Here is a 21,360-nt window from a genome sequence, read left to right on the forward strand (position 1 = left end):
AGGCTCCGCATTCGCGGAGCCTTCTTTGAATTAACACCTATGAAAATTCAAAATTAAAAGGTTTATTCTGTTATCGAGTAAATAGCGTATCCATTTGCAGGAGCCTCGATCTGAACCATCCCATTTTCATCGGAGGTAGGGTTATATGATGTGTTACCACTGTAATCCATTAAGGTAACATTATTCCAGTTTGAACTTACAGTCCTTCTTTTAGTACCGTTATTGATGCTAATATACAGAATTAATCCAGGATTGGTGCCTGTTCCGCTTCTTTTCATAACATATTCATCTTCATCTACATAAAGAACTTCTGTCTCACCAATAGCCAGACTGTTATGAATGGAAATTAGTGTTTTTAGCTCTTCCTGAAAGTTTTCATTCTCATAATCTAAATAGAAAATTGTTGGATAACCTGGATGTGTCAAGATATAAGCATAAGCTTTCATCTTGTTATCGCTCATAATGAAATTGTCTTCATTCGAGTCTTTTTCAGTATCATGATTTGCGGTGAATGTTACGGCTTTATCAGGATATGATTGCCATAAACCTGCATCAGTAAAATTGTTTAGATCTTGATACCTGTCCAAACCTTCTTCAAGATTGTAGAATGTTGCGAAGTCAAATGCTCCGGCTCCAGTTTCTTCCACATATTCTTCAAGAACAGAAGCGCGGCCATCCCATAATTCTACCACAGAAAATCCGCCAACCTCATCAAGCCATTCTTTAACTACCCATGGTTCAAAACCTAGAACGTAATCAAATCTCCAGCCGTCAAAGCCCATCACATTTTTATAATATTTAGCTACAGAATTTTCTTTTTTCCAAAGCCAGTCCTGAACTCTTTCCCTGTGGTGGTCAAGATTGGTTTCTTCATAAAATAAACTTCCTGGATCGTATTCGCTAACGCTGTTCGGATAAAAATCTTCGTAATTTCTGTTGAACATACCTGAAGCATTACCATGATCTTCGTCAAATAGTGTATAAGTGTCATAACCTCTATACGGATTGTATTGCAATCCGCCACCAGAATTATGATTTATAACGATATCTGCGATCACTTCCACGTCGTTATCGTGGGCTTTGGAAATTAGGTTTTCAAGCTCTGTTCTGGACCCAAAACGGGTTTCGACAGTTCCGTGCTGTTCATAGTTTCCAAAGTCGTAATAATCGGAAACATCATATCCCATGGAATATCCACCAGATTGTCCTTTAGAAGCCACGGGCAACCATAATCTATCGATTCCGGCATCAGACCAACCTTCTACTTTCGAAGAAAGGTTATCCCACCAGGCAAATCTTGGTTCTACATCCCAGTAAAACGCCTGCATCATCACCCTGCTTCCGTTATCGTAGGAAGATAGATCTATAGCCTGTGGCTCTGATGGTTGCGGATTTGGTTGCGGAGTTTCTCCTATATCATCTGTTGGATCTACAGGATCTCCTGAATCATCTGTTGAACATGATCCTAATACCAGACTAATGCTCAATAGAAATAAAAATAATAACTTGTTTTTTTTCATAATTGAAGTTCAATTAATAGATAAAAAAAGGGGCTAGAAATAGCCCCTTTTAAAAGTTTGTATGACTATTCACCTGCAGGAATCAAAATATATCTTGCAGTTAGATCATTAAACCAGATATCGTATACTCCAGCGCTAACAGGAATATTAGGATCATTGGCATTTGCTCCCTGTCCGCTTAGTGGAGTAGTAGCACCCCAGCTTACGTCCCAGGCATTATTAGCTCTGAACTTAAGTTCACCATCAAATAATTCCACATCGTTCATATACCAGATATGAGGATTGAAGTCTGACTGAGTCATATCCATATCGTCATTCCATCCTTCATCTGTTCCTGTAGTAGCTGTACCAATAATTCCAACCATATCATACATGGTTGCAGAAGATGCATCCATTTCTTCAAAAGTATAGGTCATATCTTCAGTATTTAAAGACAAAGTATAATAAGCATCATTGTCTACTGAAAATGCAGCTGGATCTGAAGCATCACCAGGATTTACACCAAGGGTTCCATCGGTACCGCCCCACTGTGGCTGCCATGCTCCAAGAGTTTCCAGTAATTTGAATCCTTCTACATCGTCTCCACCAGCAAATCTTCCTGAGAAATTGAAAACATTATCATTTTCCGGATCTCTGAAAAGTGGAGTATTGTTATTGTTATTATTCCATCCGGCAGCAGTAGCATCGCCAACTAGGAAAAGGTTCATTTTTGCTGGATTTTCTTCTTCTTCAATAACATCCTCAGGTAGAACTACTGTTAAAGACATTACTTCGGAAGTAGCGTTCAATCCGTTACTTCCGTCAGTTCCTGCATAAGCACGAACTCTAAAGTAAATATCTCCTGAATTTGGCATTTCAGTCTCTGGATCGCTATCCAGTCCTGCTTCATTGGCCAAAGACATTAATTGGCTAACTGTAACTCCTAAGTTGTTTTCTCCTGTTGTTCCAATGACATTGAAACTAGAGAAAGATGAATCTGATGACCCCTGAAGTTCATAAGTAACAGTAGTTGGTGCATCAAAATCAACTTCATTCCACACGAATCTTTCAGCAATATTATTTGCCGTTTCGTCTGTTAAAGTATAAGATTCTGCAGTTGAGTTGGTGAACATGATCCCGTCTGGATCTGGTTGCGCAACGAATACTACATCATCGTCATGCTCGCAGGAAGAAAAACCTACAAGAGCAATTATCGTTAATAAGAAAATTGAAAACTTTTTCATTTTGTTTATTGTGTTTTATTAGTAACCTGGGTTTTGTGTTAAGTTGGTGTTTACACCTAGATCTGAAGCTGGAATAGGGAACAGGTCTCTAAAGGCTTGTGTGGTTGTCCCTTGAGGAACACCACCTTTGAAAGGCCATACTCCTCCGTCTGAAAATTGTCCAAAACGGATAAGATCTGTTCTTCTATGTGCTTCCCAATATAGTTCTCTTGCTCTTTCATTCAGGATGAAATTAAGAGATAAGTCTGCAGTAGAAATGTTATTATCAGAATTTCCGAATGCACGCTCTCTCAATTCATTGATGTAACCTACAGCATCAGCCTGGTTACCACCAGCACCTCTTACTACTGCTTCAGCATACATTAAATAAGCATCTGCTAAACGGAACATTGGGAAATCTGTATCAGGGAAATCTCCTGTTGGATCAGATCCTGCATTTCCATCAACATCTACGTTCTTGTACTTTGCAACAGCGTAACCATTGGTGAAATTTGAGATATCGTTGATCTCTTTGGTTTGACCGTCTGTATAGAACAATGCTCTTTCGTCTGCAACATTTTCAATAGAATCTTCTTCGTTCTCAAGGAATTTGTTTACCAGGGCAGAAGTAGTTCTTAGTCCGGCCCATCCACCATTAATTCCGAAGTTATCAGGATCCATAGATCCACCAACTGCAGCGTGAATGATAAAAGTCATACCACCATAAGCCTGCGTATTGATTCCGTCAAAAGTAATTGGGAAAATGATCTCGTTCTGAGCTCCATTGCTGTTGTTGTCTGCAAGAAACAATTTCTGATAATCATCTACCAGGCTGTAATCTGCAGCGATCACCTTATTTGTATAAGTAATTACATCAGCATATCTCTGAGTACCGGTATACTTTTCAGCATTCAGGTATAACTTAGATAATAGCATCCAAAGAGCTCCCTGGTCTGCACGACCATATTCGTTTGCTCCTGGTCCTTTAAGTTCACTTTCGATAGCAAGTAATTCACTTTCGATATAGTCGAATAATTCGGCGCTGGAAATTTGCTCCGGAAGAAACGCTCCAACAGGATCTTCTTCAGTTACAAATGGAGGGTTTCCATAAAGATCCAGTGCATGCCAGTAACTTAAGGCACGAAGGAATCTTGCTTCTGCTCTGTAAGTATCTATTTCAGCTCTAAGACTGCTGTCTACTCCACGAGATTCAAGAACTGAAGGCTCTGTTTGTCTCAGGTATTCATTAGATTGAGCGATCTGGTACATTACTCTTGAATACATTGTTCTAATGAATTCGTTCCCTGATGTCCAGTTCTGGTTATGAAGGTCTTTAATAGTACCATCATTCCATCCAATCACAGCCTCATCTGTAGTAAGTTCCTGTAATTTGAAGTATAATCTCATGTATTGAGAGAAACCTTCATCTAAACCTGAAAGATCGGCATCACCCGCAGGTCCATCCTGTCCACTAATCGCAAAACCTGCATAAAGCTTGGCTAGGAATTGTTTGTAAGCTGCCGGATCTTTAAAAGCTGTCGCGGCAGTTTCCCTGTTGTCCTCAGGCACGAGGTCTAATTCGCTTTCGCATGACCATAAAACAGCCAATCCAAAGAGAACAAGGAAAGTTGATTTTATTTTATTAAACATAGTTCGTGTAATTTTTCTATTATTCATTAAAATGCAAAGTTCAGCCCAAGTACGAATCTTCTTGATCTAGGGTAGAAGTTGTTATCTATCCCACCGAAAACTTCAGGATCTAATCCTTCGTAATCTGTGATCACAAGTACGTTGCTGGCAGTTAAAGAAGCTCTGAAGTCTACTTTTTCACCAGGAATCGTATATCCAATGCTAATGTTGTCAAGCTTCACAAAATCTGCCGCCTGTAGGTAGTAGTCTGAGAAGAACTGACTGTTTTCAAATCCTGACGCCAAAACATTCGAGTTGAAGTTGGAGTAATAATCTGAAGGAGTGTTAGTTCCTGCTTCTACGAATCCGGTTGCAGATTGCGTGTTATTGTAAATATAGTTTCCAAAACTTCCTCTAAAGGTAAAGCTGAAGTCAAGGTTTTTATAGTTCATTGTGTTCGTAAGACCCATATAATAGTCTGGAGTCGCTTTCTTGTATGGCTGCTTGTCTGCTTCCGTGATCTGGTTGTCACCATTCACATCTACATAAGCTCCTTCAATTGGCTGTCCCTGGTCATTATAAACCTGTCTGAACACAAAGAAAGTTGATGGATCATATCCTTCTTTCCAAAGCTGAATGTTGTTTCCAACACCACCACTAATACCTCCCTGAGGAATAAAGAAATTTGGATCATCACCAAGGGTTAACTGAGTGATTTCAAGATCCTGGAACGAAATGTTATAATTCAAAGTCCAGTTGAAATCTTCAGATCTTGCAATGTCTCCGCTTAATCCAACTTCAATACCTCTACTCACGGTAGTACCTACGTTTGTAAGTAACTGGTCTGAAAGGTTTGCTCCAGCAGGAACCGGTACAGTTGCAATAAGATCTTCAGTTTCTCTATAATAAGCATCAACAGATCCGCTTAGCCTATTGCTAAAAAATCCGAAGTCGATACCGGCGTTATAGTTGATCAAACTTTCCCATTTAAGGTCTTCGTCATACTCTTCCGGTCTAATAGTAGGTACAAAAGTGTTGCCAAACTGGTATCTTGCACCTCCCTGGCTAGGAGTATACAATCCAAGGTAACCATAATTTCTTCCAATTTCGTAGTTACCAGTCTCTCCGTATCCACCTCTAAGTTTCAATTCAGAAACAACGTTGGAGTTTTGAAGGAATGCTTCATTGTGAATTTTCCAACCTATAGAAGCAGCCGGGAAATAACCCCATCTGTTCTGCGGAGCAACTCTTGAAGAACCATCAGCTCTAATACTACCAGAGATCAGATACTTGTCATTAATGTCAAAACTAGCTCTGGCGAAATATGATTCTAGAGAGTTACGGTTTATATCAACTGGGAAATCAATTTCCTGATCTTGCTCTGTTCCATAAACATCAGAAAAAGAGTAGAATTCCTGGTACGAGTGACCTGCAGTAAGATCAACTTCTGTAGTATTCAGGAAGTTTACATCATTCTTATAGTTTAGATACGTATCTAATAATAAGTTACGGTTGATGTTCTGGTAATTACTGAACTGGTTGATGTTCGTAGTGTTCGCCGCTGCAATTAAAGGAAGAAATGTGTTCCCGTTTGCTTCAGCATAATCAAAACCAGCATTTACAACAGCTTTTAATTCTGGTAGCCAGTGTAATTTGTATTCAGCGTTAAGGTTAGTGATAGACCTTCTCGTCTGGTTCTTATCTTCATTCAGTTCTAAAAGCGCCAAAGGGTTTCTGGTCGCTAGGTTTTGCTGAACGATTTCTCCGCCTGAATTTCTGTTGAATTCAAAATATCCTCCAAAAGGAAGAGTGTCATCGTAAATAGGTTGCGTAGGATCAAAAGCAACAGCAGATCCAATAGCTCCCTGGTTGGCGAATTTGTTCTTATCTAAACTGTTCTTAGAAGTTAAGGTAAGCTTCAGTTTGTTATCGAAGAGATCCTGATTAAGGGAAATATTGAATGCATTTCTCTCGTAGTAATCTCCTGAAAGCACACCTGTTTCAGCCGTCTGGTTAAAGTTCAATCTATAATAGAAATTCCCAATCCCCTGAGTTGCTGTAAGGTTATGAATGGCTCCAACTGAAGTTTCATATATCTGGTCCTGCCAGTCTGTATTTGCATCACCTAATAAAGAAGGATCTGTTCCCGGAGTATTGTTGATTAGAGTTCTAAACTCTTCAGCATTCAATACGTCTACTTTATCGGTAATATTTCCTATTGAAGTTTTAAGATCATAAGTAAACTGGAAAGGAGTATCTTTCTTACCTTTTTTGGTAGTAATAAGAATTACCCCGTTCGATGCTCTGGACCCGTAAATGGAAGTTGCAGCAGCATCTTTCAATACTGTGAAATCTTCAATTTCGTTAGGGTTAATAGAGTTAAGTGCGTTTCTTGATCCGGCAACACCTCTCTGGTCTAACGGCACACCATCTACTACGATAAGCGGGTCATTAGATGCAGATAGCGATGAACCACCACGAATTCGGATAGTTCCTCCCTGTCCCGGAGCACCACCACCAGGAGTGATCTGTACACCGGCAGATTTACCAGCGATCAATTGCTCTGGAGCAACTACAGCACCCTGGTTAAACTGATCTGACGAAATTTTCTCGACAGCTCCGGTAGCATCCTGTTCTGAGGTTGCACCATAACCGATCAGGACTACCTCTTCCAGAGAAGCTGAATCTTCATCCAGCTGCAAATCTAAAGTAGACTGACCACTATAAGGAATTTCTTGAGTTGCGAATCCTAAAAATGAAAAAGTTAGAATATCGCCTTCAGAAACATTGTCAATGGAATAGTTCCCATCAAAATCTGTTGTTGTACCATTTGTGGTACCCTGAACAATTACGTTAACACCTGGAATCGGCAAACCTGTGGCACTTTCGGTCACAGTACCGCTAACGGTGTTTTGGGCAAAAAAGCTCATTGGCAGCAGAAATAGCAAATACAATGTGCTTTTAAATAAAGTTCTCATAAATTTTCTATTGGTTTTTACTAAAAATTAACCTTATATTTTTACTTCCTGAGGTTAAATGTATGTAAATTCTCAACCAAAAACCGGGGACTCAGCAGTATTACTACGACGAAAACGTTTTCGTGTTGAAAACTTTTCTCAGTTAAGGGTATCATAATTTAATTGTGGTAAATTTGACGAATCAAAAATTTAACCCTGCTAGAAAAAAGAATATCGAAACTAAATGAAGCCAAAACTTACCTTAAAGAAGATTGCGAAAGAATTAGAAGTGTCTATTTCTACAGTCTCAAAAGCACTTAGAGATAGTCCTGAAATTGGAGAAGAAACACGGGAAAAAATCAAGGCTTTTGCTAAACATTATAATTATAAGCCCAATAATATTGCTTTAAGTCTTAAGAACCGTAAAACGAAAACTATAGGTATCATTATTCCGGAGATCGTACATCACTTTTTTACCACGGTCATAAGTGGAGTGGAGAAGGTGGCGAATGAGATGGGTTATAATGTATTCGTTTGTCTTTCAGATAACTCTTTTGACAAAGAAGTGCTTAACATGGAAATGCTAGCCAATGGTAGTACCGATGGTTTTATTCTTTCGCTCGCAAAAGAAACCATGCAAAAAGGAGATTATCATCACTTAGTGGAAGCGATCAACCAGGGTATGCCGCTTGTGTTATTTGACCGTGTAGTAGATGATATTGCCTGCGATAAGGTGATCATTGATGATGTTACTGGCGGTAAAAAGGCCGTTGAATATTTAATTGAATGTGGTTGCAAGAACATAGCTCTTATCTCTACGGTTGATTATGTTAGTGTTGGGAAACTCAGAACTCACGGTTACAAACAGGCTCTGGTAGAGAACAATATCGAGATCAATGAAGATCTTATTCTGAAGATCGAGGAGATGGAAGATAGTGAGGCTGAGATCGAGCAGTTCTTACGTAATAAAAAGGTAGATGGGGTATTTGCGGTAAATGAACATTTTGCGATCTCTGCTATTAAAACCATTCAGGAACAGGGGAAAAAAGTACCTGATGATGTATCGGTAATTGGGTTTACCGATGGAGAATTATCAAAAAGATTCATTCCTAGTTTAACCACGGTAAGCCAGCATGGAATGAGAATGGGAGAGGAATCTGCCAGGCTTTTAATAGAGAAGTTAGAGCGCACGCCAAGCGAGGATGACTACTACAAAACCATAATTGTAGAGACAGAACTGGTTACCCGAAATTCAACAAAATCAAAGAAATAAGGCGTTCGTTTTAAAAAATCTATATATTTGCCGTAATTGAAATTTATCAAAACTTATATTTTTACTTCCTACCTATTTTAAGTTTTGATAAGTCTTAGTGCTTATCGTGATAATTAAAATTTACGATATGCGTAAACGTACCTTAAGCTTCTGGGAAATCTGGAACATGAGTTTCGGATTTTTGGGAATTCAGTTCGGTTTTGCCTTACAAAATGCCAACACTTCAAGAATTTTTGAAACACTTGGAGCAAGCGTCGAAGATATTCCTATTCTCTGGATTGCGGCACCGGTAACCGGTCTCGTAGTGCAGCCAATTATAGGATACTTTAGTGACCGAACCTGGACCAGGTTAGGTAGACGTCGACCTTATTTTCTTATTGGCGCCATTTTATCTTCCATCGCTCTTTTCATAATGCCGAATTCGCCAACCTTGTGGGTTGCCGCGGGAACGTTATGGATCATGGATGCTTCCATTAATATTTCTATGGAACCTTTCAGGGCCTTTGTAGGGGATAATTTGCCAGACAGGCAGCGAACCCTCGGTTTTGCCATGCAGAGTTTTTTTATTGGAGTAGGAGCTGTAGTTGGTTCCCTGCTACCTTATATGTTCACGAATTGGTTCGGAATTAGTAATACTGCACCGGAAGGAATTATACCAGATTCAGTAAAATGGTCCTTTTATGTAGGAGGGGTTGTCTTTTTCCTGGCAGTGATCTGGACGGTAATTAAATCGAAGGAATATTCGCCTGAAGAACTGGAAGCGTTTGAAAAGGAAAAGCTTAAGGATAAACCGGCTAGAGTAGAGGTGGTAGATAAATCGAAGAATATTCGTAACCAGTTTACAACCGGAGCTGTAATGGCAGTAATTGGAGCTATCGTATCATTTTTGATATTTCAGAATAGCCTCACAAAAGAACTATACATATTATTTGTAGGCTTGATAATCGCTGGAGTATTGTTCATGGTGGTTTCTACCCTGCGAAAGAAACAGGTACGCAACGGTTTTACCATTATTATTACCGATATGCTGAACATGCCTCCGGCTATGAAGCAGTTGGCCTGGGTACAATTTTTCTCATGGTTCGCATTATTTTCCATGTGGATTTATACGACTCCTGCCGTTACAGGACATGTATTTGGAACGACAGATACTACTTCAGAATTATATAATGATGCGGCAGACTGGGTTACGGTAATGTTCACGGTATATAATGGAGTTGCTGCAGCCGTTGCATTCTTACTACCGGTATTGGCAAGAAGAACCAGTAATAAATTTACTCACTTGTTGGCTTTAACCATGGGTGGTTTGGGTCTTATTTCCGTTTATTTTCTTGGAGATAAGGTTGGACTATTATTAGCCATGGTGGGTGTAGGTGTGGCCTGGGCCAGTATCTTATCTATTCCTTATGCCATGTTATCTGGTGCATTACCATCTTCGAAAATGGGATATTACATGGGAGTTTTTAACTTCTTTATCGTAATTCCACAAATTGTCGCGGCAACTATTTTAGGCTTCCTGGTTAAGGAGCTATTTAATGGAGAACCTATCTACGCCTTGATCGTAGGAGGATTTTCCATGATCTTATCAGGACTTTTAACCTTAAGAGTTCAAACAAACAAAAGAATAAATATAGATGAGCAATCATAAAGCATTCATATTCGATCTGGATGGTGTGATAGTAGATACAGCCAAGTTTCATTTTTTGGCGTGGAGAAAGCTGGCAAATGACCTTGGTTTCGATTTTACTGAAGAGCAAAACGAACAGTTAAAAGGTGTTAGCCGTGTGGAATCTCTGAAAAAAATACTGAAATGGGGTGATATGGAGCTTTCTGAAGATGAGTTTAACAGACAGATGGCCCTAAAGAATGAAAATTATCTCTCTTATGTAGAAGAGATGGATAAATCTGAAATTCTTCCGGGAGTACCTAAAGTCCTGGATTACCTTATTGAGAATGATATACCATTCGCGCTTGGTTCTGCTAGTAAAAATGCCAGAACCATTCTAAAAAAAATTGATCTGTACGATAAATTCGACGCAATTGTAGACGGTACAGATGTTAGCAAGGCAAAGCCAGATCCGGAAGTGTTCCTTATCGCGGCTAAAAAATTAAATGCTGAACCACAAAATTGCGTGGTATTCGAAGATTCGGTTGCCGGAGTTGAGGCAGCTAATATCGGGAAAATGACCAGCATAGGTATTGGTGATGAAAATGTATTGAATGAAGCAGACTATGTTTTTAATGATTTCACCGAGATCGAAATTAAGTTTATTGAAAAATTATTGAGAAACGAGAAGTAATGAATCAAGATTATATAAAACCAGATGAGTGGTCTATCATTGAAGAAGATTTTGACCCGGGAAGAGTAAAATCATCTGAAAGCCTTTTCAGTATTGGTAATGGTGCCATGGGGCAAAGAGCCAATTTTGAAGAGCAGTATTCAGGACCAAGTTTCCAGGGAAGCTATATAGGCGGAGTTTATTATCCGGATAAAACAAAAGTAGGTTGGTGGAAAAATGGTTACCCGGAATACTTCGCGAAAGTTTTGAACGCTCCAAACTGGATCGGGATCAACGTATTTGTAAATGAAGAAGCATTAGACCTGCATACCTGTAAGAATATTAAGAATTTCCGTCGTGAGCTTAATATGAATGAAGGTTTCCTGGGAAGATATTTTGAAGCAACTTTACCTAACGGAGTTGAAATTGAAGTAAAAGCGATCCGTTTTCTTTCTATCGTTGATGATGAGCTGGGGGCTATTAAATTCGAAGTCACTCCTTTAAACCAGGATGCTACTGTTCGATTTGATCCTTATCTCGATGGAAGTATAACCAATACAGATGCCAACTGGGAAGAGCGTTTCTGGGAAACTCTTGAAGTTAAATCTAATGAAGCTAAGGGATTTTTGATTTCCAAAACTTTGAAAACCGAGTTTCACGTTGGTACCTATATGCAATCTGAAGTACTGCTGAATGGAACTAAACAAGATCTGCTACCGGAAGAAAGAATAGGCGAAGACCGTATTTCTTTTAAATATTCAGTAGAAGCTAAAAAAGGTGAGGCTGCATCAATAATAAAGTATGCAGGTTATGTCACCGATATGAACCATAAAAAAGCTGACCTTATTTCTGCTGCAAGCTTAGTTCTGGATAAAGCCGTGGAAAAAGGTTTTGATCAGCTTAAGCAAGAACAGAAAGAAGCCTGGGCAGCGATCTGGGAAATGGCAGATATTACTATTTCCGGAGATGTAAAAGCTCAGCAAGGGATCAGATTCAATATTTTTCAGCTAAATCAAACGTATTCTGGTAAGGATGAAAGATTAAATATAGGTCCGAAAGGATTTACGGGCGAAAAGTATGGCGGTAGTACTTATTGGGATACCGAAGCATACTGTATACCATTTTATATGGCTACAAAAGATCAAAATGTAGCCCGTAAATTGTTAACCTATAGACATCGGCACCTGGAAAAGGCGAAAGAAAATGCCGGGAAATTAGGTTTTATTAATGGAGCTGCGCTTTACCCAATGGTGACCATGAATGGGGAGGAAAGTCATAACGAATGGGAGATCACTTTTGAAGAGATCCATCGTAACGGAGCTATGGTTTTCGCGATCTACAACTATGTTCGTTTTACCGGAGATTTCAGCTACATTCCTGAAAAAGGGTTGGAAGTGATGATCGCTATCGCCAGGTTCTGGCATCAGCGAGCTAATTTCAGCAAACAGAAAAACAAATATGTGATCTTAGGGGTTACTGGTCCTAATGAATACGAAAATAACGTTCATAACAACTGGTATACTAATTATATCGCTAAATGGTGTATTGAATATTGCCTTGAAATGATAGACAAGGTAAAAGACGGTTACCAGGAAGATTACCTAAGAATAATGGGGCTTACCTCCCTGAATGAAGGAGAAATTTCTAAATGGAAAGAAGTCGCTGAAGAAATGTATTTCCCATATTCAGAAGAATACGGTGTATACCTTCAACAAGATGGATTCCTGGATAAAGAGATCATTCCGGTGGCTCAGCTTGACAAAAAGCAACGACCAATAAACCAGAAATGGAGTTGGGACAGGATCCTAAGATCTTGTTATATCAAACAGGCCGATGTGTTACAGGGATTCTATTTCTTTGAAGATCATTTTAGCCAGGAAGAACTGGAAAAACATTTTGATTTCTATGAACCTTTAACAGTTCATGAGTCATCCTTATCTCCTTGTGTACACAGTATTCAGGCAGCGGTTCTTGGAAGAATGGAGCAGGCTTACGAATTTTACGTAAGAACATCAAGACTTGATCTTGATGATTACAATAAGGAAGTTGAGGAAGGCTGTCACATTACAAGTATGGCTGGAACCTGGATGAGTATTGTTGAAGGTTTTGGAGGTATGCGCGTGGAGAATGACCAGCTTTCTTTTAAACCTCAGATTCCTGAGCAGTGGAAAGCTTACTCGTTCAAAGTGAATTTCAGAGACCGAATACTCAAAGTAGACGTTTCTGCTGATAAAACTGAATTCACCCTGGAAGGTAATGATTCACTGGATATTCTTGTAAATGGAAATCCGGTTGAGGTTTTACCAAATACTCCAGTTAGAGCATAAATATTACAGGGCTTTCTAAAATTCAGAAAGCCCTTTTTTAATTTTAAACTGAAAATGAAATCTATATTATATCTTATAATTTGCCTGCTAAGCCTAAACTCTTTTGCCCAAATTGAGAGACTGGAACCGCCTAACTGGTGGGTTGGATTTGAAGATCCTGAACTTCAACTGATGGTTTATGGCGAAAATATAGGAAAAGCAACTCCTCAGATCGATTATAACGGAGTTAGTATTGAAGAATTTAATGCAGGAGATAGCCCGAATTACTTATTTATTGATCTGAAAATTACAGATGCTGCTAAGGCTGGAAAGTTCACTATTAGCTTCAAAAAAGAAGACGGGTCTTCTGAAGAATATGAGTATGAGTTGAAAGAAAGATTAAAACCTGCAGAAGAATATATCGGTTTTGATAATTCAGACGCTATTTATTTAATCACTCCAGACAGGTTTGCCAATGGAGATCCAACAAACGATGTTGATGAATCCCTGAATGAAAAAATTCTAGATCGTGATGACGATTATGGTCGCCACGGTGGAGATATCAGGGGAATTATCGATCATCTGGATTATATAGATGAAATGGGTTTTACAGCCTTGTGGTCTTCGCCATTGTTGATCAATGATATGAAATCTGGTTCGTACCACGGTTATGCCATGACCGATTTTTATAGGGTAGATCCAAGATTTGGAACTCTTGAAGAATATAAAGAACTGGCAGCAAAAGCCGAAGAAAAAGGAATAAAGCTTATAATGGATCAGGTGGCTAACCATGTTGGAATAGAGCATTGGTGGATGGAAGATCTTCCGTTTAAAGACTGGATCAATTACCAGGAACTTTATGAAAATGGCGAAAAAATAAAATATTCAAGTCACAAAAGAACTACCAATCAGGATCTGTACGCTTCAGAAGCTGATAAAAAAAGGATGAGCAATGGCTGGTTCGTTGATACCATGCCAGATCTTAATCAGCGTAATCCATACATGGCGAAATATTTAATCCAGAACAGTATCTGGTGGATCGAAACCCTGAATCTCGGCGGAATTCGGCAGGATACTTATCCGTATCCGGATAAGGCTTTTATGAGTGACTGGGCCGGTGCTATCATGACCGAATATCCTAAATTCAATATTGTTGGGGAAGAATGGAGTAATAATCCGCTTTTGATCAGATACTGGCAGGATGGGATAAATAATGGCTATGATTCGAATTTGAAAAGTACGATGGACTTTGCCATGCAATCTAAAATAGTGGAAGGTCTTAATGATGGATCAGGCTGGGAACAGGGAATGGATAAATTATACTTAGGGTTAGCTAATGATTTCGCCTATGCTTCTCCTGAAAATATCATGATCTTTCCTGATAATCACGATATGAGTCGTATCTATACCCAATTAAAGGAGGATATACCAAATACGAAAATGGCAATTAGTTATATCCTGACGCTGCCTAGAATCCCTCAGATCTATTATGGGACTGAAATTTTAATGGACGATACTGAAAATCCTGGCGATCATGGATTGATAAGAACAGAATTTCCAGGAGGATGGGAAGACAGTAAGGTGAATGCTTTCACTGGAGAAGGTTTAAGTGAAGACCAGAAAGATATGCAATCATTCCTTAGAAAAATTCTTAATTATCGAAAGGAAAGCGCGGCAATACTAAACGGAAAAACCATTCATTTTGCTCCGGAAAACCAGGTTTATCTTATATCAAGAATATCCGATGAAGAAAAAGTCGTTCTAATCCTGAACAAAAACGAAGAACCCGTAGATCTAGATCTTAATAGATTTGAAGAATTAGGATTTTCAGGCATGGAATTTCAAAACCTTATTACCGGAGAAAAAATGAAATGGGAAAACTCAATCTCCTTACCTGAAAGAGGAGCCTATTTCTTAACCACAAAACTTAATTAACACTAAAACTAATATTAATGAAAAAACTTGCATTGATCTTATTGGTATTCAGCTTTCTGATATCATGTAAAAATGAACCAAATAAAGAAGAAGCTTCTGTCGAAGAGACTAAAAAAGACAGTCTAGCGCCGGTAAGCGATGACATGATGGAGTCAGCAGTTATCTACGAGGCAAACATCCGTCAGTATTCCCCGGAAGGAACTTTTGATGCTTTCACTAAAGATATTCCGCAATTGAAAGAACTAGGTGTAAAAGTGATATGGCTCATGCCGATGTATCCTATTTCAGAAAAGAACAGAAAAGCAACTGGAGGGAAAGATGTAGAAGATATCGAAGATCCAGAAGAGCGTAAAAAGTATTTGGGAAGCTACTATTCAATTTCAGATTATTCTGCGGTAAATCCAGAACATGGAACCATGGAAGATTTTGATGAACTGGTAGCGACCGCTCATGAGAATGGAATGTATGTAATTCTTGATTGGGTTGCGAACCATACTGGTTGGGATCACGCCTGGATTACCGAGCATCCGGAATATTATACGAAAGGAAAAGATGGTGAAATTACAGATCCAATAAATGATGCAACTGGAGAACCATGGGGTTGGACAGATGTGGCCGATCTTAATTTTGAGAACCAGGAATTACGTGAGAAAATGATTGAAGAAATGCTATTCTGGGTAGAAGAGCATGATATTGATGGTTTTAGAGCGGATGCTGCGCATTCAGTTCCAACAGATTTCTGGGAATCGGCAGCTAAAACCTTAAATGATGCAAAACCTTTAATTATGCTTGCTGAAGCTCAGGATCCAAAGGATCTTTTTCATAATGCTTTTGAAATGGGTTACAATTGGGAAGGTCATCATTTAATGAACGAGATCGCTCAGGGTAAGAAAACTGTGAAAGATTGGGATAATTATATGAAGAAAATCGATACTACTTTTCAAGAGGATGATTTTCTTATGAATTTCGTGACCAATCATGATGAGAATTCATGGGCTGGAACCGTAAGAGAAAGAATGGGAGACGCATCTGAGGCCATGCTGGCGATGAGTTATACAATTCCGGGAATGCCATTGATCTATAGTGGTCAGGAATATGACATGGACAAAAGACTATTATTCTTTGAAAAGGATACGATTCCAAAAACTAAAGGAAAAGTTTATCCATTACTGGAAAAACTTGGAAAATTGAAGAATAATAATGCTGCGTTAAACGGCGGAAAGAATAAAGCCTCTTACTCTGCCGTTAAAAATTCTGCGGAAGAGAAGATATTACTTTTCAAAAGAGAAAAAGGTGGAGAAACTTTGTATTTCGTATCAAATATGACCGATAAGCCGGTGAGTTTTAGTGCTGAAATGGAAGGTGATTTTTCAGATTATATGATCGATGCTGATTTCAGTATTTCAAAGGATCAGGAATTGCAATTTGAGCCCTGGGAATACAAAATTTTGATAAATAAGTAATTAAAGTCATAAATATTTGCAAAAAGCCACTTAAATGTGGCTTTTTTTATTAGTTATTAACCGAAAACGTTTTAGTTTTTTCCGAAATTAGGTTATCGGTTTGAAAGAGATTAGTTTTGAGCTAAATGGTTGAAAATATTAGAAACATCGCAGTTCTAACCTCCGGAGGAGATGCTCCGGGAATGAACGCTGCCATTAGAGCGGTTGTTCGTGCCTGTTCATTTTATAAAATTGAGTGTACAGGGATCTACCGGGGATATCAGGGGCTTATTGAAGCCGACTTCGAAACTCTGGATGCAAGATCGGTTAGAAATATTATAAATAAGGGTGGAACTTTTCTTAAATCTACTCGTTCCAAAGAATTTCAAACAAAAGAAGGTAGAAAAAAAGCTTTCGATAACTTAAAAGCGAATAATATAGACGCTTTAATAGTTATTGGAGGAGATGGTACTTTTACCGGGGCTCAGCTCTTTAGTCAGGAATTTGATATTCCTACCGTGGGTATACCTGCTACTATTGATAACGATATTAATGGTACAGATTATACGCTAGGTTATGACACTGCTTTGAATACAGTGGTTGAGGCCATTGATAAAATTCGTGATACGGCCAGTTCTCACAACAGGTTATTCCTGGTTGAGGTAATGGGTCGTGATGCGGGGGATATCGCTTTGAATAGTGGTATTGGAGCAGGAGCGGAAGAAATACTGATTCCGGAAGAAAATCTTGGAGTAGAAAGATTGATCGATTCCCTTAGAAAAAGTAAAAAATCTGGTAAAACCTCCAGCATTATCGTGGTTGCTGAAGGTGATAAAAGTGGTAAGAACATATTTGAACTTGCTTCTTATATTGAAGAAAACATGGATGAGTATGAGATCAGGGTATCTGTACTTGGGCATATTCAGCGTGGTGGATCACCAAGCTGTTTTGATCGTGTTCTGGCCAGTAAACTTGGAGTAGGTGCTGTAGAAGCTCTTATGAACAACAAGTCTGAAATCATGATAGGAATACATCATCAAAAGGTGGTTAATGTTGACCTTAAAACTGCCATAAACGGTGATGCTAAATTAGATAAAGAATTACGAAGGGTGGCAGACATCACTTCGGTATAATTAAAAACCAAAGAAAATGAGTACAAAGATTGGAATTAACGGATTTGGACGTATCGGAAGAATTGCCTTCCGTATTGCTGCCCAAAATGAAAATGTAGAAGTTGTAGCTATTAACGATTTACTTGATGTAGATCATTTGGCTTATTTACTTAAATATGATTCAGTTCACGGAAAATATAAAGGTTCTGTCGAGGTAAAAGATGGAGATCTTTATGTTGACGGAAAAAAGATAAGAACTACTTCAGAAAAAAATCCTGCAGACCTTAAATGGGGAGATGTTGGAGTAGAAGTAGTAATGGATTGTACAGGAATCTTTACTGATCTTGACAATGCAAAGGCCCACCTTGATGCCGGAGCAAGAAAAGTAGTGATCTCTGCACCATCTAAAACTGCACCTATGTTCGTAATGGGAGTAAACCATAACGATGTAACTGCAGATCAGCATATTGTATCAAATGCATCTTGTACTACAAACTGTCTTGCGCCACTTGCAAAAGTGATTGACGACGAGTTTGGACTTGTAGAAGGTCTTATGACTACAGTTCACGCTTCTACTTCAACTCAGTTCACCGTAGATTCTCCATCAAAAAAGAATTTCAGACTGGGAAGAAGCGCAATGGCAAACATCATCCCAAGTTCAACTGGAGCTGCAGTAGCAGTAACTAAAGTAATTCCTTCTCTTAAAGGAAAACTTACTGGAATGGCGTTTAGAGTGCCAACTACAGATGTTTCTGTGGTAGATTTAACTGTAAGAACTGAAAAGGCGGCCAGTTATGACGACATCAAAGCTGCTTTCAAAAAAGCTGCTGAAGGAGACTACAAAGGTGTAATCTCTTATACAGATGACGAAGTAGTGAGCCAGGATTTCGTTTCAGATGCTCATACTTGTAATTTTGATGCCGGAGCTGGTATTGAACTTAACGATAATTTCTTCAAATTGATCGCCTGGTATGACAACGAGTACGGATACTCTTCTAAGCTGGTAGATCTTGCTGCTCACGTAGCATCTTTATAATATTTTTTAAATCTGAATTATACAGCCAGAAATTCTGGCTGTATATCTTTTAGGTTTGAATTAATCATCTGAACACATGATATTAATTGCTGATGGAGGTTCCACGAAATGTGACTGGATACTTCTTAACAATGAAGGGGAGCAGGTTTTCAAGACCAGAAGTAAGGGTTTGAATCCCGCTGTTTTCCAGGAAGCTGTCCTGGAAGAAAGACTCGCTGAAAATCCTGAGCTTGCTGAAGTTAGGGACACAATAGAAAAGGTGCATTTTTATGGTGCTGGTTGTGGAACACCTACGCCTAGAGAATTACTGAAAAGTATAATTGCGAACTATTTTACCAATGCAGATGAAGTTTTGGTGATGGAAGATACGGTTGCCGCGGTCTATGCAGCAACTACCGAGCCTGGGATAGTATGTATTCTGGGAACTGGTTCCAATAGTTGTTATTTTGACGGAGAAAATATTCACCAGGCAGTAGATTCTTTAGGTTATATCTTAATGGATGAAGCCAGTGGAAATTATTTTGGGAAAAGACTTATCAGGGATTATTACTATAAGCGTATGCCTCCTGAAGTTGCAGGTAAATTTGAAAAAGAATTTGATCTGAATTCAGATACGATCAAAATGAATCTTTATAGGAAAGATAATCCAAATACTTATTTGGCACACTTTGCTGAATTTATTTTCAAGAATGAAAGAAATGGATATTTCTATAAATTGCTTCATGAAGGTCTAACAGATTTTGTTCATTCCAGAGTACTGGCGTATCCACAGGTAACATCAGTTCCTGTTCACTTTATCGGAACTATTGCTTTTTTTAGTGAAGATATTATCAGGGCGGTTGTTCAGCCTTACGGAATTGAAATTGGTAATATTGTAAGAAGACCAATCGATGCTTTGATCGAACACTATAGGAAAAACGTTATCAAAGTTTCATAAACTCATTTTTCTAAATTTTAATAGGCTCGCATTTTGCGGGCCTTTTTTTATTTTAAATGTAATCCTCTGAAGATGTTTTTCTTACGGAAAATAGTTTACATTTAATTCAACAATCATAAAGCCCTGCCTTTATTAATTTTAAGAAAAATGCTTGTAAAAGTATATGGCAGCGCTGTATTTGGTGTGGAAGCTACAACCATCACCGTAGAAGTAAATGTGGCTTCAGGGATTGGCTATCATCTTGTTGGTTTGCCAGATAATGCTGTAAAAGAATCTAGTTATCGTATTACGGCTGCTCTTCAGAACAATAAATACAAATTACCAGGAAAAAAGATCATTATAAACATGGCTCCAGCTGATCTTCGCAAGGAAGGGTCTGCTTATGATCTAACCTTCGCGATGGGTATCCTGGCAGCTTCCGATCAGATAAAATCTGAGAATATTTCTGAATATCTGATCATGGGAGAACTTTCCCTGGATGGAAGTCTCCAGCCAATAAAAGGATCTTTACCTATTGCTATTCAGGCACGAAAAGAAGGTTTTAAAGGGTTTATTCTTCCTGAGCAGAATGCGCGGGAGGCAGCAATAGTTTCAGGTCTTGAGGTTTATGGCGTGAACAATATAAAACAGGTTATAGATTTCTTTGATAAGAATTTACCTCTGGAGAGAACCGAGATAAATACTCGTGAGATCTTCTATGAAAACCTTGATGAATTCGAACATGATTTTGCCGATGTAAAAGGACAGGAATCCATTAAAAGATGTATGGAGATCGCTGCGGCCGGTGGGCATAACATTATCCTGATTGGTCCGCCTGGTGCTGGTAAAACCATGCTAGCTAAGAGGTTGCCTAGTATTTTGCCGCCTATGACGCTTCAAGAAGCTTTGGAAACGACTAAAATTCATAGTGTTGCCGGAAGGATTAAAGATAATGTGGGCTTGATGTCCCATCGACCGTTCCGGAGTCCACATCACACAATTTCTGACGTTGCCTTAGTCGGTGGTGGAGCTTATCCTCAACCAGGTGAAATTTCACTTTCACATAACGGAGTTCTATTCTTAGATGAATTACCTGAATTTAAAAGAGGCGTTTTGGAAGTAATGCGGCAGCCTCTGGAAGATAGAGAAGTTACTATATCCAGGGCTAAATTTACCGTGACCTATCCCTCAAGTTTTATGCTGGTAGCCAGTATGAACCCAAGTCCCAGTGGCTATTTTAATGATCCTGACGCACCTTTGAGTTCTTCTCCTATAGAAATGCAACGTTATTTAGGGAAGATCAGCGGACCACTTTTGGATCGAATCGATATTCATATTGAAGTAACACCAGTTCCTTTTGAAAAACTGAGTGAGGAGAGAAAAGGAGAAAGCAGCCTGGTCATCAGGGAGCGTGTTACGAAAGCAAGGGAAATTCAATCACAGCGTTTTAGTAGTATGGACACTATTCATTATAATGCTCAGATGGGGCCAAAGCATATCAGGCAGTTTTGCCAGCTGGAAGATGCTTCGAAACATTTGCTGAAAACTGCCATGGAGAGGCTTAACCTTTCGGCGAGGGCTTACGATCGCATTTTGAAAGTTTCCAGAACAATCGCAGATCTTGAAAAAAGCGAAAGTATAAAAGGAGATCATCTCAGTGAGGCGATTCAGTACAGAAGTTTAGACAGAGAAGGGTGGCTGGCCTGAATATCTTGAGTTTTAATTAACTAAACCTAAAATGCTTTTTTATATT

Annotated in this window: 14 protein-coding genes; 10 read left to right on the plus strand and 4 right to left on the minus strand. The window is 38.9% G+C overall.

What is annotated here, in order from left to right; translation table 11 throughout:
• Positions 1-62: 62 nt before the first annotated feature.
• The 4 genes from AC2S94_RS10065 to AC2S94_RS10080 all read right to left on the minus strand — a co-directional run bounded on the left by AC2S94_RS10065 (position 63) and on the right by AC2S94_RS10080 (position 7,329).
• Complete coding sequence (locus AC2S94_RS10065; protein WP_484628472.1) at positions 63-1,520, minus strand: alpha-amylase; 1,458 nt, start codon at positions 1,518-1,520, stop codon at positions 63-65.
• A 65-nt stretch (positions 1,521-1,585) separates the two neighbouring features.
• A complete protein-coding gene (locus AC2S94_RS10070; protein ID WP_484628473.1) occupies positions 1,586-2,743 on the minus strand; it encodes a SusE domain-containing protein in 1,158 nt (385 codons plus the stop codon).
• Between the two features lie 18 nt (positions 2,744-2,761).
• Positions 2,762-4,372, minus strand: a complete 1,611-nt coding sequence (locus AC2S94_RS10075; protein WP_484628474.1) for a RagB/SusD family nutrient uptake outer membrane protein — start codon at positions 4,370-4,372, stop codon at positions 2,762-2,764.
• Between the two features lie 26 nt (positions 4,373-4,398).
• The gene (locus AC2S94_RS10080) at positions 4,399-7,329 is read right to left on the minus strand and encodes a SusC/RagA family TonB-linked outer membrane protein (RefSeq protein WP_484628475.1); all 2,931 of its coding nucleotides are present in this window, start codon (positions 7,327-7,329) and stop codon (positions 4,399-4,401) included.
• 223 nt (positions 7,330-7,552) lie between these two features.
• Here AC2S94_RS10080 and AC2S94_RS10085 point away from each other — a divergent pair, with 223 nt between their 5' ends.
• The 10 genes from AC2S94_RS10085 (at position 7,553) to AC2S94_RS10130 (ending at position 21,314) form a co-directional block, all read left to right on the plus strand.
• Positions 7,553-8,581 carry a LacI family DNA-binding transcriptional regulator gene (locus AC2S94_RS10085; RefSeq protein ID WP_484628476.1) on the plus strand — a complete coding sequence of 343 codons (1,029 nt, stop codon included), beginning with the start codon at positions 7,553-7,555 and terminating at the stop codon, positions 8,579-8,581.
• Between the two features lie 127 nt (positions 8,582-8,708).
• A complete protein-coding gene (locus AC2S94_RS10090) occupies positions 8,709-10,229 on the plus strand; it encodes an MFS transporter (protein ID WP_484628477.1) in 1,521 nt (506 codons plus the stop codon).
• Positions 10,216-10,881 (plus strand): beta-phosphoglucomutase, encoded by a 666-nt coding sequence (gene pgmB, locus AC2S94_RS10095; protein ID WP_484628478.1) that lies wholly within the window; start codon positions 10,216-10,218, stop codon positions 10,879-10,881. Before AC2S94_RS10090 ends, pgmB begins: the two co-directional genes overlap by 14 nt.
• Complete coding sequence (locus tag AC2S94_RS10100) at positions 10,881-13,187, plus strand: glycoside hydrolase family 65 protein (RefSeq protein ID WP_484628479.1); 2,307 nt, start codon at positions 10,881-10,883, stop codon at positions 13,185-13,187. Before pgmB ends, AC2S94_RS10100 begins: the two co-directional genes overlap by 1 nt.
• Positions 13,188-13,241: 54 nt before the next feature.
• Positions 13,242-15,101 carry a glycoside hydrolase family 13 protein gene (locus AC2S94_RS10105; RefSeq protein ID WP_484628480.1) on the plus strand — a complete coding sequence of 620 codons (1,860 nt, stop codon included), beginning with the start codon at positions 13,242-13,244 and terminating at the stop codon, positions 15,099-15,101.
• Between the two features lie 17 nt (positions 15,102-15,118).
• On the plus strand, positions 15,119-16,564 hold the full coding sequence (locus tag AC2S94_RS10110) for an alpha-amylase family glycosyl hydrolase (protein WP_484628481.1): 1,446 nt from the start codon (positions 15,119-15,121) through the stop codon (positions 16,562-16,564).
• 125 nt (positions 16,565-16,689) lie between these two features.
• Positions 16,690-17,676: a 6-phosphofructokinase gene (pfkA, locus tag AC2S94_RS10115; protein WP_484628482.1), complete on the plus strand. Its 987-nt coding sequence runs from the start codon at positions 16,690-16,692 to the stop codon at positions 17,674-17,676.
• Positions 17,677-17,692: 16 nt separating this feature from the next.
• A complete protein-coding gene (gene gap, locus AC2S94_RS10120; RefSeq protein WP_484628483.1) occupies positions 17,693-18,691 on the plus strand; it encodes a type I glyceraldehyde-3-phosphate dehydrogenase in 999 nt (332 codons plus the stop codon).
• A gap of 76 nt (positions 18,692-18,767) precedes the next feature.
• Positions 18,768-19,628 carry a BadF/BadG/BcrA/BcrD ATPase family protein gene (locus tag AC2S94_RS10125; RefSeq protein WP_484628484.1) on the plus strand — a complete coding sequence of 287 codons (861 nt, stop codon included), beginning with the start codon at positions 18,768-18,770 and terminating at the stop codon, positions 19,626-19,628.
• 147 nt (positions 19,629-19,775) lie between these two features.
• A complete protein-coding gene (locus tag AC2S94_RS10130) occupies positions 19,776-21,314 on the plus strand; it encodes a YifB family Mg chelatase-like AAA ATPase (RefSeq protein WP_484628485.1) in 1,539 nt (512 codons plus the stop codon).
• Positions 21,315-21,360 lie beyond the last annotated feature (46 nt).

This window comes from Christiangramia pacifica, from assembly GCF_057221535.1.

Excerpts from the sequence above, each read along its gene's own strand:
- AC2S94_RS10065 (WP_484628472.1), bottom strand. The coding sequence starts at position 1,520 with ATGAAAAAAAACAAGTTATTATTTTTATTTCTATTGAGCATTAGTCTG.
- AC2S94_RS10070 (WP_484628473.1), bottom strand. The coding sequence starts at position 2,743 with ATGAAAAAGTTTTCAATTTTCTTATTAACGATAATTGCTCTTGTAGGT.
- AC2S94_RS10075 (WP_484628474.1), bottom strand. The coding sequence starts at position 4,372 with ATGTTTAATAAAATAAAATCAACTTTCCTTGTTCTCTTTGGATTGGCT.
- AC2S94_RS10080 (WP_484628475.1), bottom strand. The coding sequence starts at position 7,329 with ATGAGAACTTTATTTAAAAGCACATTGTATTTGCTATTTCTGCTGCCA.
- AC2S94_RS10085 (WP_484628476.1), top strand. The coding sequence starts at position 7,553 with ATGAAGCCAAAACTTACCTTAAAGAAGATTGCGAAAGAATTAGAAGTG.
- AC2S94_RS10090 (WP_484628477.1), top strand. The coding sequence starts at position 8,709 with ATGCGTAAACGTACCTTAAGCTTCTGGGAAATCTGGAACATGAGTTTC.
- pgmB (WP_484628478.1), top strand. The coding sequence starts at position 10,216 with ATGAGCAATCATAAAGCATTCATATTCGATCTGGATGGTGTGATAGTA.
- AC2S94_RS10100 (WP_484628479.1), top strand. The coding sequence starts at position 10,881 with ATGAATCAAGATTATATAAAACCAGATGAGTGGTCTATCATTGAAGAA.
- AC2S94_RS10105 (WP_484628480.1), top strand. The coding sequence starts at position 13,242 with ATGAAATCTATATTATATCTTATAATTTGCCTGCTAAGCCTAAACTCT.
- AC2S94_RS10110 (WP_484628481.1), top strand. The coding sequence starts at position 15,119 with ATGAAAAAACTTGCATTGATCTTATTGGTATTCAGCTTTCTGATATCA.
- pfkA (WP_484628482.1), top strand. The coding sequence starts at position 16,690 with ATGGTTGAAAATATTAGAAACATCGCAGTTCTAACCTCCGGAGGAGAT.
- gap (WP_484628483.1), top strand. The coding sequence starts at position 17,693 with ATGAGTACAAAGATTGGAATTAACGGATTTGGACGTATCGGAAGAATT.
- AC2S94_RS10125 (WP_484628484.1), top strand. The coding sequence starts at position 18,768 with ATGATATTAATTGCTGATGGAGGTTCCACGAAATGTGACTGGATACTT.
- AC2S94_RS10130 (WP_484628485.1), top strand. The coding sequence starts at position 19,776 with ATGCTTGTAAAAGTATATGGCAGCGCTGTATTTGGTGTGGAAGCTACA.